At 64.6% G+C, this 14,727-nt stretch carries 14 protein-coding genes; 7 read left to right on the top strand and 7 right to left on the bottom strand.

The window, feature by feature from the left end:
* The 7 genes from AC3D25_RS16205 to flgB are packed head-to-tail and all read right to left on the bottom strand — an operon-like array spanning position 1 to position 5,293.
* Positions 1-687, bottom strand: coding sequence for a flagellar basal body L-ring protein FlgH (locus tag AC3D25_RS16205; RefSeq protein ID WP_488889372.1), 687 nt, complete (start codon positions 685-687; stop codon positions 1-3).
* 32 nt (positions 688-719) lie between these two features.
* The gene (flgG, locus tag AC3D25_RS16200; protein WP_488889371.1) at positions 720-1,508 is read right to left on the bottom strand and encodes a flagellar basal-body rod protein FlgG; all 789 of its coding nucleotides are present in this window, start codon (positions 1,506-1,508) and stop codon (positions 720-722) included.
* 25 nt (positions 1,509-1,533) lie between these two features.
* The gene (flgF, locus tag AC3D25_RS16195; protein ID WP_488889370.1) at positions 1,534-2,289 is read right to left on the bottom strand and encodes a flagellar basal-body rod protein FlgF; all 756 of its coding nucleotides are present in this window, start codon (positions 2,287-2,289) and stop codon (positions 1,534-1,536) included.
* Between the two features lie 42 nt (positions 2,290-2,331).
* Positions 2,332-3,570 carry a flagellar hook protein FlgE gene (gene flgE, locus AC3D25_RS16190; protein WP_488889369.1) on the bottom strand — a complete coding sequence of 413 codons (1,239 nt, stop codon included), beginning with the start codon at positions 3,568-3,570 and terminating at the stop codon, positions 2,332-2,334.
* Between the two features lie 46 nt (positions 3,571-3,616).
* Complete coding sequence (locus AC3D25_RS16185) at positions 3,617-4,339, bottom strand: flagellar hook assembly protein FlgD (RefSeq protein WP_488889368.1); 723 nt, start codon at positions 4,337-4,339, stop codon at positions 3,617-3,619.
* A gap of 11 nt (positions 4,340-4,350) precedes the next feature.
* Positions 4,351-4,776, bottom strand: a complete 426-nt coding sequence (gene flgC, locus AC3D25_RS16180; RefSeq protein WP_488889367.1) for a flagellar basal body rod protein FlgC — start codon at positions 4,774-4,776, stop codon at positions 4,351-4,353.
* A gap of 19 nt (positions 4,777-4,795) precedes the next feature.
* Positions 4,796-5,293, bottom strand: coding sequence for a flagellar basal body rod protein FlgB (gene flgB, locus AC3D25_RS16175; protein ID WP_488889366.1), 498 nt, complete (start codon positions 5,291-5,293; stop codon positions 4,796-4,798).
* A 265-nt stretch (positions 5,294-5,558) separates the two neighbouring features.
* Between flgB and flgA the strand changes: the two genes are divergently transcribed.
* The 7 genes from flgA (at position 5,559) to AC3D25_RS16140 (ending at position 14,717) form a co-directional block, all read left to right on the top strand.
* Positions 5,559-7,043 carry a flagellar basal body P-ring formation chaperone FlgA gene (flgA, locus tag AC3D25_RS16170; protein WP_488889365.1) on the top strand — a complete coding sequence of 495 codons (1,485 nt, stop codon included), beginning with the start codon at positions 5,559-5,561 and terminating at the stop codon, positions 7,041-7,043.
* A 178-nt stretch (positions 7,044-7,221) separates the two neighbouring features.
* A complete protein-coding gene (gene flgM, locus AC3D25_RS16165; RefSeq protein ID WP_488889364.1) occupies positions 7,222-7,548 on the top strand; it encodes a flagellar biosynthesis anti-sigma factor FlgM in 327 nt (108 codons plus the stop codon).
* A gap of 71 nt (positions 7,549-7,619) precedes the next feature.
* Positions 7,620-8,063 (top strand): flagella synthesis protein FlgN, encoded by a 444-nt coding sequence (locus tag AC3D25_RS16160; protein WP_488889363.1) that lies wholly within the window; start codon positions 7,620-7,622, stop codon positions 8,061-8,063.
* A gap of 212 nt (positions 8,064-8,275) precedes the next feature.
* Entirely contained in the window at positions 8,276-9,487 is a 1,212-nt protein-coding gene (flhB, locus tag AC3D25_RS16155) for a flagellar biosynthesis protein FlhB (protein ID WP_488889362.1), read from the top strand.
* Positions 9,484-11,580, top strand: a complete 2,097-nt coding sequence (gene flhA, locus AC3D25_RS16150) for a flagellar biosynthesis protein FlhA (RefSeq protein WP_488889361.1) — start codon at positions 9,484-9,486, stop codon at positions 11,578-11,580. The genes flhB and flhA overlap by 4 nt, the downstream gene beginning before the upstream one ends.
* Before the next feature lie 307 nt (positions 11,581-11,887).
* A complete protein-coding gene (gene flhF / locus AC3D25_RS16145) occupies positions 11,888-13,780 on the top strand; it encodes a flagellar biosynthesis GTPase FlhF (protein ID WP_488889360.1) in 1,893 nt (630 codons plus the stop codon).
* Positions 13,773-14,717, top strand: a complete 945-nt coding sequence (locus AC3D25_RS16140) for a MinD/ParA family ATP-binding protein (protein ID WP_488889359.1) — start codon at positions 13,773-13,775, stop codon at positions 14,715-14,717. Before flhF ends, AC3D25_RS16140 begins: the two co-directional genes overlap by 8 nt.
* Positions 14,718-14,727: the final 10 nt, after the last annotated feature.

Genomic DNA, 14,727 nt, shown 5'->3' with positions numbered 1-14,727 from the left:
TCAGAACGGCGCCAGGTTGAGGAAGAAGCGCTGGAGCCAGCTCATGTTCTGCGCTTCGTCGATGTAGCCCTTCGCCGAGTATTCGATCTTCGCGTCCGCGATCTGCGTCGAGTAGACCGTATTGCTGCCGGAGATGGTCGTCGGGTTGACGACGCCGGAGAAGCGCACGAATTCATTGCCCTGGTTGATGAGCATCTGCTTTTCGCCGCTCACCATCAGGTTGCCGTTCGGCAGGACGCCCGTGACCGTCACGGTCAGCGTGCCGCTGAACGTGTTGGCCGCAGTCGCGCCGCCCGACGACGTGAACTTGTTCGCGCCCGTGGCGGACAGGTTCGAGTTGTTGAACAGACCGCCGAAGATACCCGGCGAGATCGGTACGCCGAACGCCGCGTTGCTCGCGCGGTTCGTATTCGCCGCCGACGACTTCGTCGCGTTGACGTTTTCCGAAATCACGATGGTCAGGATGTCGCCGACATTGCGCGGACGCTGGTCTTCGAACAGCGGCCGGCCTGCATAGCCCGCGTTATAGATCGCGCCGGCCGACTGGGAATTCATCGGCGGTGCGGGCGGGCGGGCGGTCATCGGCTGCTGGGTGATCGGCTCTTTCGGCACGAGGCCGCACGCCGCGAGCGAAGCGACGAACGTGAGCGCGAGTACACAGCGGGCGAAGGAATTGAATGGCGACATCTTTTGGGTCCGTCTCGTCTTTCTAGCCGGACTTAAACCGGCATCTGGCTCAGCGTCTGCAGCATCTGGTCGGACGTGGTCACGGCCTTGCTGTTGATTTCATACGCGCGCTGGGTCTGGATCATGTTGACCAGTTCCTGCACGACGTTCACGTTCGATGCTTCCGTGTAGCCCTGTTGCAGCGAGCCCGCGCCGTTCAGGCCCGGCTGCGTCACGTTCGGCGCGCCCGATGCGCTCGTTTCCATGAACAGGTTTTCGCCGCGTGCCTGCAGGCCCGTCGGGTTGATAAAGGTCGCGAGCTGCAGCGCGCCGACTTGCGTGCTGGCCGTGCTGCCCTGCTGCGTGATCGACACCGTGCCGTCCGAGCCGATCGTGATCGACGTGGCGTTTTGCGGGATCGTGATGGCCGGGCTGATCTGGTAGCCGCTCGACGTGACGAGCTGACCCTGCGAGTTGGTCTGGAACGAGCCGTCGCGGGTGTAGGACGTCGTGCCGTCCGGCATGGTCACCTGGAAGAAGCCGTTACCGTTGATGGCGACGTCCTTCGAGTTGCCGGTCTGCTGCAGGTTGCCCTGCGTGTAGAGGCGTTCGGTCGCGACTTGCTGCACGCCGGTGCCGAGCTGGCTGCCCGACGCGAGTTCGGTCTGCTGCGTGGAATTCGCGCCCGGCTGGCGGACGGTCTGGTAAAGCAAATCCTCGAACACCGCGCGCGAGCCCTTGAAGCCGTTCGTGGCGACGTTGGCGAGGTTGTTCGAAATCACGTCCATCTGCGCTTGCTGCGCATTCATGCCGGTTGCGGCGATGTAGAGAGAGCGGTTCATGTCTTGATTCCTGCGTAATCTTGCTTTAACTGAAGTTGAGCAGCTTGTTGGCTGACTGTTCGTTCTGGTCGGCCGATTCGAGCAACTTGGTCTGCATCTGGAACTGGCGCGCGTTCGTGATCATCGTCACCATCGCCGATACCGGGTTGACGTTGCTGCCTTCCAGCGACGCCGGCGCGACCACGACGGACGGATCGGCGTCGGCGGGGTTGCCGTCGGCGGTCCGGAAGAGGCCGTCGTCGCCGCGCGAAATCGTGCTCGGGTCCGGATTGACCAGCTTCAACTGGTCGATCGTCGCGATGGCCGTCGGCGGATCGCCTGGCGTCAGCGCGGACACCGTGCCGTCCTTGCCGATCGTGACTTGCGAACCCGGCGGAATGGACATCGGTCCGCCGTTGCCGAGCACCGGCAGGTTATTCGCGGTGACGAGCTGGCCGTTCGCGTCGACGTGAAGATTGCCGGCGCGCGTGTAAGCCTCGCTGCCGTCGGGCGCCTGCACGGAAAGCCAGCCCGAACCCTGCACCGCGACGTCGAGCGGGTTGCCGGTCTGTTCGATCGGGCCCGGCGTGTAGTCGGCGGACGGAGTTGACGAGAGAACGAACGTCCGGGTCGTCGGATCCTCGCCCACGCCGTTCTCGAAGTTCATCGGCACGGCGCGGAACGCCGACAACTGCGCGCGAAAGCCCGTGGTCGAGGCGTTGGCGAGGTTGTTGGCGGTTACGCTTTGCTGTTCCAGCGCTTGCGTCGCGCCGGTCATCGCGGTGTAGATCAGACGGTCCATAGATGTAAGTCTCTCCTGCTTTCGCTTCAGTCAATCCGTCGATTAGAGGTTAATTAAGGTCTGATCGACGGTTTGTTGCGTCTTGATCGTCTGCGCGTTCGCCTGATAGTTGCGTTGCGCGGTGATCAGATTCACCAGTTCGCTCGTCAAATCGACGTTCGAGTTTTCCACCGCGCCGCCTTGCAGCGTGCCGTGATTGGTCGAACCCGGCACGGCGATCTGCGGCGCGCCCGATGCGGCGGTCTGCTGATACATGTTGCCGCCGAGGTTCACGAGGCCGTTCTGGTTGTTGAAGTTCGCGAGCACGACCTGGCCGAGCGCCTGCGTCTGGCCGTTCGAGTAGTTGCCCGTCAGCACGCCGTCGGTGCCGACCGAGAAACCCGTCAGCTGGCCGGCCGTGAAGCCGTCCTGACCGATGTTCGTCAGGCCGCTGGTCGCGCCGTACTGCGTGGTCTTCGACAGATCGACGGTCAGCGCCTGCGTGGAAGCCGTCGTCGTCGCGCCGTTCGGGATCGTGATGTTGAACGAGCTGGTGCCCGTCAGGTTGCCCGACGAATCGAACGTCACCGTGCCGATCTTGCCGTCCGTCACCGTGCCGTCGGACGCGCCGACTGCCGTGGCCGGATCGCCGGTCGTGCCGTAGGCGTCCCACGAACCCGTCGTGTTCTTCACGAAGTAGAGCGAAACCTTGTGGGTGCCGCCGAGCGAGTCGTACACGTCGATCGAGGTGGACGTGTTGTAGGTCGTCGAATCCGTCGCCTTGAAGGTCGTGGTCGGGGCGGTGTCCTGCGAGTTCAGGTTGAACGACGCGTTGATGTTCTTCGTGGCGGTCGGCGCGAGGTTCGACGTCGGCACCGACAGCGGCACCGTGCTCGCGCTGTTGAGCACGCCCGTCGAGCTGGCGGCGTAGCCCATCAGTTGCAGACCCGCGCTGTTGACGATCTTGCCGGTGTTGTCGAGGTGGAACACGCCGTTACGCGAATACACCGACGTGCCGTTGTTCGACATCTGGAAGAAGCCGCTGCCGTTGATGGCGACGTGCAGCGCCTGGTCGTCGGTCGTGATCGTGCCCTGACCGAACTGCTGCTGAACTTCCGACAGGCGCGAGCCGATCCCGACCTGGTTGCTCACCGAGGTCGCGACCGAGTTCGCGTACATGTCGGCGAATTCTGCCTGGCCTTGCTTGAAGCCAACGGTGTTCGCGTTGGCGATGTTGTTGCCGATCACGTCGAGGTCGCTCGATGCACCCGACAAACCGCTCAATCCTTGTTGGTAACCCATGACGGTCTCCGTTTCCTAAATTCGCTAGTTAAATAGTGTGTGTGGCTTACTGGATGCTCGAAACACCCGTGAGCGCCACCGTCGATCCGTTCGCGAGCTTCAGGCCCGCGGTGCCGTCGGCTTGCTGCACAACGCTCTGGACTTGCGAAGCCGCGAGCGTCGTCGCGGTCGCGGCGACGCCGTTGACCGTGCCTTGCGCGGTGATCGTGTAGGTGCCGTCGGCGAGCTTGTTGCCGCTCGAATCCACCGGCGTCCAGCCTGCGAGCGACACGACGCCGGCCGATTGCGCGCCCTTGTCGAGCGTGTTGACGATCTGGCCCGCCGAGTTCTTGATCACGACTTGCAGGTCGCTCACGCCCGCCGCGAGCTTCACGCCGAAGCCCGACGACACGCCGTTCGACACGGAGACCGAGTTGCCCGGCGCGAGCACGGTCGAACCGATCAGCAGGGCGGCCTGCGCCGACTGGCCGGCGGACAACTGGGTCGCGAGCGAGGTGAGCGAGGTGTTCAACTGGCCGATGCCCGTCACCGTGTTGATCTGCGCGAGCTGCGAAGTCATTTGCGAGCTGTCGGCCGGGTTGGTCGGATCCTGGTTCTTCAACTGCGTAACGAGCAGCGTGAGGAACGTGTTCTGCAGGTCCGACGAAGACGTGCCGCTGGTAGAAGAAGTCGACGACGACGAGGACGCCGACGAAGTTCCGTTCATGGTATCGAGCAGCGTCTGCGACACGGTGGTGCCGTTGCTGCCGATCGTGGTGTTGGTAGTCACTATGTTTGTCCTCAGGTTCCGATCGTCAGGGTTTTCAGCATCAGCTGCTTGGCGGTGTTGAGCGTCTCGACGTTCGCCTGATACGAACGCGACGCGGAAATCATGTTGACCATTTCCTGCACGGGATCGACGTTCGGCATGGTGACGTAGCCGTCTGCATTCGCCGCCGGATTGGTCGGGTCGTAGCTGGTTTTCATCGGTGTCGGATCGTCGATCACGCCCGTCACCTGCACGCCGCCGACCTGCTGGCCGGACGCGGTTTTCGCGCCGCCGAGCGGGTCCACCGCGAACACGACCTGTTTCGCCTTGTAAGGCTGGCCGTCAGGGCCGGTCGTGCTGTCCGCGTTGGCTAGGTTCGACGCCGTCACGTTCAGGCGCTGCGCCTGAGCCGACATCGCCGATCCGGCGACGTTGAAGATGTTCATCAAAGATGGCATGGCTTCTCCTTGGTTACGTTCAGCCGTTCGACGTAATCGCCGAGAGCATGGTTTTGAGCTGCGTCGACAGAACGGTCATGCCGGACTCGAAGTGCAGTGCGTTGTCCGCGAACTGCACGCGTTCCGAGTCCAGATCGACCGTATTGCCGTCGAGCGACGGCTGCGACGGAACCCGGTACGCGAGACGGCCGTAGTCGTCGCTCGAACCGCCGCTCGCGGTCAGACTCGTCGTGCCGGACATGTGTCCCGCCGAAGTCGCCGCCATCGACATCCCGCTCGATACGCTGACCGGCTGCGCCATCGCGAGCGTGCCGGTGTTCGACGCGGCCATGCCGGTCGATCCGCCGCCGCTCTTCTTCAGCGCGCCCGCGAGCGAGGTCGAAAAGTCCACATCACGCGCTTTGTAGCCGGGCGTGTCGGCGTTTGCGATATTCGACGACAGCAGTTCCTGGCGATAAGCGCGCACATCGAGCGCCTCGCGGCCAAAAGCGAATTCCTTGTCGAGTTTGTCTAGCATCCCGGGTTCTCCTTAAGCGGTATCGGGTCCGAACGGCGCGCCTCGCGTGAGTGCGGACGCTGCAGCGGCCATAACCACGGACCTTTTTGCATGAGACGAATCTTAGAAGCGACACGCAAGATGCAATCGGACGAATAACCGGGGAAGCCGGCCTCTATTCGACGCTTGTATTCGCCGGGCGATATCTAGAATTCGTCTCGTGGCTCGATGGCTGCACGTTTTCATGGATTCCGGCCGCACCGTCAGGCCCCAACGGAGATACACGATGAGCAGGTTCGCTTCGCAACCGACGAGCGCCACGGCGCTTGGCGCCGGAAAACCGGATGCCGCACGCCGGGCGGACGCGCAGCCGAGCCGAGGCTGGCGTCGCCGGGCGATGTCGCTCGCGTTCGGATCCGCGCTGGCATTGGGTTTCGCGGCGCAGTCGCACGCTCAGAGCGACGGCCCGATCGCCATTCCGGGCAACGCCGAAACCAATCCCGCCGCGGTCGCCGCGATGGTCGAGCGGGTGGGCAAGCCGCACACCGCCGCCGTCGATACGACGCCCGCGCTGCAGGCTGTGGCACGTTCGAGCGGTTATCGGTCGGCCGCGAACGCCGCCGACGCCGCCATGCGCGCCGCCGCGATCGCGCTCGACGCGCGCGCCGAAGCCGCCGACGATTCCACGGCAAACGCGGGAATGATCGTGATTCCGGGTCCCGGCGAAGCCCGCCAGGCCGCCGCGCCCAAAGCCGCGCCAGCGTTGCCGATGACGCAATCCGCGCAATCCGCGCAGTCGGCGCCGTCCGAGTCAGGGATGATCGAAATTCCGGGGAACGGCGAGCCGAAAGCCGCCGCCAGTTCACCCAACGCTATTAATAAGAGCGCAAACGCAGGCGACCCACTGCCGCGCCTGACGCAAACGCGTGCTTCGTCGCGCGATGTGATGCCGGTCGTCGTGAGTTCCGACGCCTCGGACGCGGCCCCCGCTCGCGGCGGTATCCGGCCGATCGCCGCCGCGCCCGCCCAACCTGTCGCGGCGGGCATGATGCAGGCGTCGATGCGCACAACGCTGCCCGGCGCCGCGCTGAACGCGCCCCGGCGCATTCCCGCGCAGCCCATGCCCAATGCCGCCGCGAACGCCGCAGGCTCGCAGGACGGCGACAGCATCCGCGCCGCCGCGCTCGCGTTTTTGCAGCAACAGGCCGCCGGATTGCCAGGCAAGGTCGAAATCACCGTGATGCCCGCGTTTCCGCGCGGCCTCGCCGCCTGCGACACGCTCGAACCGTTCATGCCGACCGGCGCGCGCCTCTGGGGCCGCACGACGGTGGGTGTGCGCTGCGCGGGCGAACATCCGTGGACGCTTTATCTGCAGGCCCGCGTCGCGCTCAACGCAACCTATTTCCTGGCCGCGCGCGCCATCGCACCGGGCGAAGTGCTCACGGCCGCCGATCTGGTCGCCCGCGACGGCGATCTCGCCAGCATGCCGCAGGCCGTCGTGACCGATCCGGCGCAGGCCGTCGGCGCCACCACGCTGTCGCGCGTGCCCGCTGGACTGCCGCTGCGCACCGACATGCTGCGCAGCGCGTCGTCGGTGGCGATCGGCCAGACGGTCCACGTAGTCACGAACGGCACCGGTTTCGCCATTTCCGCCGAAGGCAGCGTAATGAACAACGCGGCGCCCGGCCAGCAAGTGCGGGTGAAAACCGCTGGAGGCCAGATCATTTCGGGCATCGTCAAGGATAGTCAGACGGTGGAAATCCGTTTGTGAGGACATCTGGCCGAAATCGGGCCAGAAGCTGTTTCATTTTGTTGCAATTGTCTTACCGCCCCTTCCAGCAAGGCTTTGAGAGCATTGGGAGAGGTTCGGGGAGATCTGAATGGCCGCATTGGTTAAAGTTTGATGCCATGCCGCCGATAAAAGGATCAACTCGTCAGGGAAGACCATCGTGAAAATCGATTCGAAAAGCACCACTCCGCTCGCAGGCGTCGATAGCCTGCAACGCGCATCGCTCGGCGATGCAAAAAGCGCCACTGGCGCAGAACAAGATTCGCAAGTGTCGGCTCCGTCCGGCCAAGCGCAATCGACGGTCAGCTTGTCGGCGTTGTCGTCCGACCTGCGCGCGTCCAATTCGTCGGATGTCGACACCGCCAAGGTGGAGTCGATCAAGGCCGCCATGCGTGACGGCTCGCTGACGATGGACTCGAGCAAGATCGCCGATGGCCTGCTCGGCACCGTGCGCGACCTGTTGAAAACCCCGTCGACCGGCGGCTGATGGTGAGCAGCCGGGCGATTTTTTTAAACCTTGATCGTGTATCGCGCGGTCTCGCGTTTTAGAGAGTTGTCATGAAAGACGCCCTGCTAGCCACCGTTATCGAAGAAAATGCCGCCGTTCTGGCGTTCGAGTCGCTCCTCGCATTCGAGGAAAAAGCGTTGACCGCGGCGTCGCCGCTGGAAGCGCTGCCGTCGCTGATCGAGCGGAAAACCGCCTTGACGGAGCAGATCGCCGCGCTGGAAAAGCGTCGCGATGTGATCCTCGGCGCGCTCGGATTGGCCGCCGGGTTCGTCGGCATGGAACAGGCGGTGATCGGCGAGGAAGCGCTTACCGAGCAGTGGTCGCTGTTGCGCGCCGCCGCCACCCGCGCCCGCGACGCCAACAACGCCAACGGCGTCCTGATCCGCACCCGCATGGACTACAACCGCCGCGCGCTGGCCGCCATGCGCGTCGCGCCGGAGAAATCCGCGTTCTACGGACCGGACGGCAAGGTGCCCGGCCTGCTCGGCGCTTAAGACAGGTAATAAATACACGACCCAACCCCGCCCGCGCGGGGTTTTCTCGTTCGAGCGCGATAGCGGACGCTAACCCAGCGCCTCGATTCCCCGAAATACCCCCGTTTCTCCGCCCTACTCGCCCGATGCTCCACGCGCCGGCGCGGCAATAATCGCTGTCATGGGAAAAGGCATTCCGCCATCCCGCCGACTTTTATTGAAGCGCCGCCGCCGTGTCCGAAGACAGCGATCTCGAAAAGACCGAATCAGCCACACCCAAACGCCTTGAAAAGGCGCGTGAGGAAGGCCAGGTCGCGCGCTCGCGCGAGCTGGCCTCGTTCGCGCTGCTCGGCGCGGGTTTCGCGGGCGTGTGGGGCATGTCCGGCCCGATCAGCGCGCACATGCAGTCGCTCATGCGCGGCGCGTTCACCTTCGATCACGCCAAGGCGTTCGACACGCACCAGATGATGATCGGCGCGGGCAACGCCAGCAAGGAAGGCCTGCTGAGCGTGCTGCCGGTGCTCGCGATGGCCGGTTTCGCCGCCCTCGCCGCGCCGATGGCGCTCGGCGGCTGGCTCATCACCACGAAACCGTTCGCGCCGAATTTCGGCCGCCTCAATCCGATCAGCGGTCTGTCCCGCCTTTTCTCGCTGCAGGGCCCGGTCATGCTCGGCATGTCGCTGCTCAAGACGATCGTAGTCGGCGGCATGGCCGGCTGGACCATGTGGCGTCACAAGGAAGAAGTGCTCGGTCTCGTCACGAAGCCGCTGAATCTGGCGCTTGCCGAGACGATGCATCTGATTATCGTGTGCTGCGGCACCGCGATCGCCGGACTGTTCCTGATCGCGGCGATCGACGTGCCGTATCAGATGTGGTCGCACCTGAAAAAGCTGCGCATGACGAAGGAAGAGGTCAAGCGCGAGCATCGCGAAGCCGAAGGCGATCCGCACGTGAAGGGCCGGATCCGCTCGCAGCAGCGCGCCGCCGCTCGCCGCCGGATGATGACCGAAGTGCCGAAAGCCGACGTGATCGTGACCAATCCGACGCACTTCGCCGTCGCGCTGAAGTACACGGACGGCGAAATGCGCGCGCCGAAGGTGGTCGCGAAGGGCGTCAACCTTGTCGCCGCGCGGATCCGCGAACTCGGGCGCGAGAACAACATTCCGCTGCTCGAAGCGCCGCCGCTCGCGCGGGCGCTGTATCACAACGTGGAACTGAACCGCGAGATTCCGGGCGCGCTCTACGGCGCGGTCGCGCAAGTGCTCGCGTGGGTGTATCAGTTGCGCCGCTTCAAGACGGAAGGCGGCGACAAGCCGGAAGAACCGGCCGATCTGGACGTACCGAAAGAACTCGACAAGGGCGGCGTCTCCGACGACGACGCCGACCAGGAAGCCGCCGACGCGCTGGCCGACGACGACAACCAAGCTAATGGAACTGCTGTATGAACGCACGCGCCGGATTTTTCTCGAAGCGCCCTGACGCGCTGGGCCCCCAGAACCTGAGAGCCCTCGCGGGTCCGGTCCTGATCTGCATGATCCTCGGCATGATGATTTTGCCGTTGCCGGCGTTCCTGCTGGATTTGCTGTTCACCTTCAACATCGCGCTTTCCGTGATGGTGCTGCTCGTCAGCATGTACACGCAAAAGCCGCTCGATTTCGCGGCGTTCCCCGCCGTGCTGCTGTTCTCCACGTTGCTGCGCCTGTCGCTGAACGTGGCGTCCACGCGGATCGTGCTGCTCGAAGGTCATACGGGGCCGGATGCCGCCGGTCAGGTGATCGAGTCGTTCGGGCACTTCCTGGTGGGCGGGAACTTCGCGGTCGGTATTGTCGTGTTCGTGATTTTGATGATCATCAACTTCATGGTGATTACGAAGGGCGCGGGGCGGATTGCCGAAGTGGGCGCGCGCTTCACGCTCGACGCGATGCCCGGCAAGCAGATGGCGATCGACGCCGACCTGAACGCCGGCCTCATCAACGAGCAGCAGGCGAAGAAACGCCGCCTGGAAGTCGCGCAGGAAGCCGAGTTTTACGGTTCGATGGACGGTGCGAGCAAGTTCGTGCGCGGCGATGCGATTGCCGGTTTGCTCATCATGGTGATCAATATCGTCGGCGGGCTGATTGTCGGGATGCTCCAGCACGACATGGATTTCAGCCACGCGGCCACGAACTACACGCTGCTCACCATCGGTGACGGCCTCGTCGCGCAGATTCCGTCGCTCATCATCTCGACGGCCGCCGGCGTGATCGTGTCGCGCGTCGCGACCGAGGAAGACATCGGCACGCAGTTGACCGGCCAGTTGTTCAACAATCCGCGCGTGCTGATGATTACCGGTGTGATTATCGGCGTCATGGGCCTGATTCCGGGCATGCCGCACTTCGCGTTCATGCTGCTCGGCGGTGGATTGATCTACGCCGCGCGCTCGATGAACCAGCGCGCCGCCGCGAAGAAAAAGCTCGGCATCGTGACCGATATCGCGCCGGTCGCCGCCGCGCCGGTGGAAAACGCGGAAGCAAGCTGGGACGACGTCGCGCTGATCGACCCGCTCGGGCTGGAAGTCGGCTACCGCCTGATTCCGCTCGTCGATCGCAACGCCGACGGCGAACTGCTCAAGCGTATCAAGGGTATCCGCAAGAAATTCGCGCAGGAAATCGGCTTCTTGCCGCCGGTCATCCATATTCGCGACAACCTCGAATTGCGTCCGAACGGTTACCGGATCGCGCTCAAGGGCGTCGAAGTGGGCGTCGGCGAAGCGTTCCCGGGCCAGTGGCTCGCGATCAATCCCGGCCAGGTTTCGGCCGCGCTGCCGGGCGCGCAGACGCAGGATCCGGCGTTCGGGCTGCCCGCCGTGTGGATCGACCAGAGCATGCGCGAACAGGCGCAGGTCTACGGTTATACGGTCGTGGACGCGAGCACGGTGGTCGCGACGCACTTGAATCACCTCGTCGTCACGCACGCAGCCGAACTGCTCGGCCGTCAGGAAGTGCAGGCGCTGCTCGACCGGATCGGCAAGGACACGCCGTCGCTCACCGACGACCTCGTGCCGAAGGTGCTGGCGCTCACGACGCTGCAGAAGGTTTTGCAGAATCTGCTGGACGAAGGCGTGCCGATCCGCGATATGCGCACGATTCTCGACGCGTTGCAGGAACACGGCCCGAAGGTATCCGATGCTCACGAACTGACCGCCGCGGTGCGCCTGGCACTTGGCCGCGCGATCACGCAGCAGTGGTTCCCGGGCAGCGGCGACTTGCAGGTGATGGGTCTCGATCCGACGCTCGAACGCGTGCTGTCGCAGGCACTGTCGACCGGCCCGAATCCGGGTCTCGAACCGGGCCTCGCGCAGACGCTCTTGAATTCGACGCAAAACGCGATCATGCGCCAGCAGAATCTCGGCTTGCCGCCCGTCCTGCTCGTGCAGCACGCGTTGCGCGCCATGCTCGCGCGCTTCCTGCGCCGCAGCCTGCCGCAGCTGAAGGTGATCTCGTATGCGGAAGTGCCGGATACGCGCAATATCAAGGTGGTGAATCAGATCGGCGGTTGAGCGCGGATTTGAATGCACACAAAGCTGCACACGGAACCGGGCCTGATGGCCCGGTTTTGTTTTATAGGGAAGGCAGGCGAAGCGTTGCGGCACGGGCTATCGAAGTTTCATCCCGACTGATCCAGCGCGTTTATCCGCAGCCCCGCGCCGCCCCATCCCCCGAATTGCCCTCAATTCCCGGCCTTTATCCCCCGATGGTCCCGAGGCGACTTTCGCAATAATGATCTCAATGGGAAACGGTCAAGGACAAAGCGTCCAGGTTGACCGTCCGCAAGATCAGAGTTGTCAAACCTCATCGGGGGCATGCTTGAACATTCGTAAATTTATTGGCGCCACTAGCCGCGACGCTCTCCGTCTCGTTCGCGAAGCGCTTGGCCCCGATGCGGTCGTCCTGTCCAACCGGACGCTCGAAGACGGCACGGTCGAAATCGTCGGCGTCGCCGACAGCGATCTCGCCGCCGCGCATTCCGGCCCCGCCGCCGCGCCTGCCGCCGCGCCCGCTTCCCGGCCCGCCGCCGCGCCATCGCCGTTCGGTTCGAACCCCGGCCGCGCCGTGCTCAAGCCGCAATCGCTCACGGCCCTGCCGACGAAAGCCGCGCCTGCGCCGGCTGCTCCCGTCGCGAATCCCGGCATGAATCCTTACGCAAGCGGCGACGTGTTCTCGTCGGTGTTCGGCGCGACGTCGGATGAATCCGACGAACACGGCGACGACAGCGACGACCACGCACCGATCGCTTCGTCCATTACCGACGAATCGCCGCGCACGATGGCCGAATCGAACCCGTGGCTGATCGAACATGCTCGCCGCGTCGCGCAGTCGGCGGCGCTCGCATCGTCGGCACCGGCGACGCGTTCGCTCACGCCGTCCGTTGCGATCGCGAAGGGTCTGGGCGTGCCGGTCGAAAAGACCGCTGCCGCGCCGGCTCAGCGTCCGATGCCGATGGCGATGCCCATGCCGATGCCCGCTTCGATGCACGCTTCGATGCACGCCCCGGCGCACGCACCGATGGACGCAGCGCCGCTGAAAGTGGAAACGCCTGACTGGGCGCGCGAAGCCGCGCAACTCGCCGCACGCCGCGCCGCGCTGAAATCGGCGCAGGCCGCAGCGCACTCCGGCAACCCGCAAGCCGCCGCGTCGATGCAGGAAGGCGCATTCGCCGGTCTGCCCGCCAGCGCCGCGCAAGCCGTGACGGACGCGATCCGCTCGCGCATGGAACAAGTCGTGAACGACACCGTGATGAACGAGTTGTCGTCGATGCGCGGCATGATGGAAGAACACTTCGCGGGCCTCTTGTGGGGCGACCGCCAGCGCCGCAGCCCGAACAACGCCGCGCTCACCAAGCGCCTGTTCGCCGCCGGATTCTCGGCGCAGCTCGTGCGCATGGTGATCGACAACATGCCGGAGATGGAAACCGCTGAATCGGCGATGGAATGGGTTCAGCAAGTGCTCGAAACCAATCTGCCGGTGATGGACAGCGAAGAAGCGATGATGGAACGCGGCGGCGTGTTCGCGCTGATGGGCCCGACGGGCGTCGGCAAGACGACGACCACCGCGAAGCTCGCCGCGCGCTGCGTGATGCGCTTCGGCGCGAGCAAGGTCGCCTTGCTTACCACCGACAGCTACCGGATCGGCGCGCATGAACAATTGCGCATCTTCGGCAAGATTCTCGGCGTTTCGGTCCACGCGGTGAAAGACGCGGCCGACCTGCAACTCGCGCTGTCCGAATTGCGCAACAAGCACATCGTGCTGATCGATACGATCGGCATGAGCCAGCGCGACCGCATGGTGTCCGACCACATTTCGATGCTGTGCGGCGCGGGTCTGCCGGTGCAGCGCCTCTTGCTGCTGAACGCGACGAGCCACGGCGACACGCTGAACGAAGTCGTGCAGGCCTATCAGAGCGCGCCGGACCAGCCGCCGCTCGCGGGCTGCATCCTGACCAAACTCGACGAAGCGACCAATCTGGGCGGCGTGATCGATACGGTGATCCGCTACAAGCTGCCGGTGCATTACGTATCGACGGGTCAGAAGGTGCCGGAAAACCTGTACGTCGCCACCAAGCGGTTCCTGATCAAGAGCGCATTCTGCATTCCGCGCGACGGCTCGCCGTTCGTGCCGCAAGACGAAGAAGTACCCGCATTGCTGTCCGCGCTGTCCGCGCGCGCCGCCACCGAACTCCATGAGGTCCACTTTGGATAAGCTCGTACTCGACCAGGCGGAGGGCCTGCGAAGGCTGCTCACGCATAGCGGGTCGCGTGTGGTGGCAGTGGCGGGCGGGCCAGCGGGAATAGGCTGCACGTCGACTGTCGTGAACCTCGCCGCCGCGCTCGCGCAGCAAGGCAAGGACGTGCTGGTGATCGACGAACGGCAGAATTCAGGCTCGATCGCGTCGCTGGTGGGTTTGAAGGACACGGGCGCGCTGGCTGCCGTGATGGCGGGCAAGCGCTTTTTACAGGACGCCGTGACGCGCACCGAACTCGGTTTTTCGCTGATCGCCGCAGCCCGCGACGAACGCGTGAGCCACGATGCCGCGCGCAGCCGCGTGCTGCTCGACGGTCCCGCCGACATCGTGCTGATCGACACGCAACTGGATCGCAACGGCGCGTTGTCGTCGCTCGCGGCTCAGGCGCAGGACTTCTTGATCGTCACGCGGGTGGCCGCGGCCGCGATCACCGAAGCCTACGCTTGCATGAAGCGCCTGCACTACGCGCACGCCATCGCACAGTTTCGCGTGCTGGTGAACCACGTTCAGAACGCGGCCGACGCATCGGTCGCCTTCGATAACCTCGCGGGCGTCGCGAGCCGGTATCTGGCGGTGTCGCTGAGCCAGGCCGGATATGTCGCCGAAGATGCCCGTGTGGCACGGGCGCGCGAACTTGGACGGTGCGCGGTCGACGCGTTCCCGGCCACCGCCGCCGCCCGCGATTACCGCTATATCGCAGCAGAACTGCAGTATTGGCCGATGCGTCCCGCGAAAGCGGCGCGCGGTCTGGACCTCACGGCCGAGCCGATGAGTGAAGTTGACATGACGGGCACGCGTGCCGGGACATCCGCGGAATTAGCCGCGAAATTTGCCCCGACACACCGCGCCGAGACCGCCTCCGCCTTTGCCATGAGCAGCGCGGTTTCGGTGTGATACAGGAACA

The organism is Caballeronia sp. SL1002, from assembly GCF_057814995.1.
Note: the sequence above shows the minus strand (reverse complement) of the source record. Positions and strands in the feature narration are given on the sequence as shown.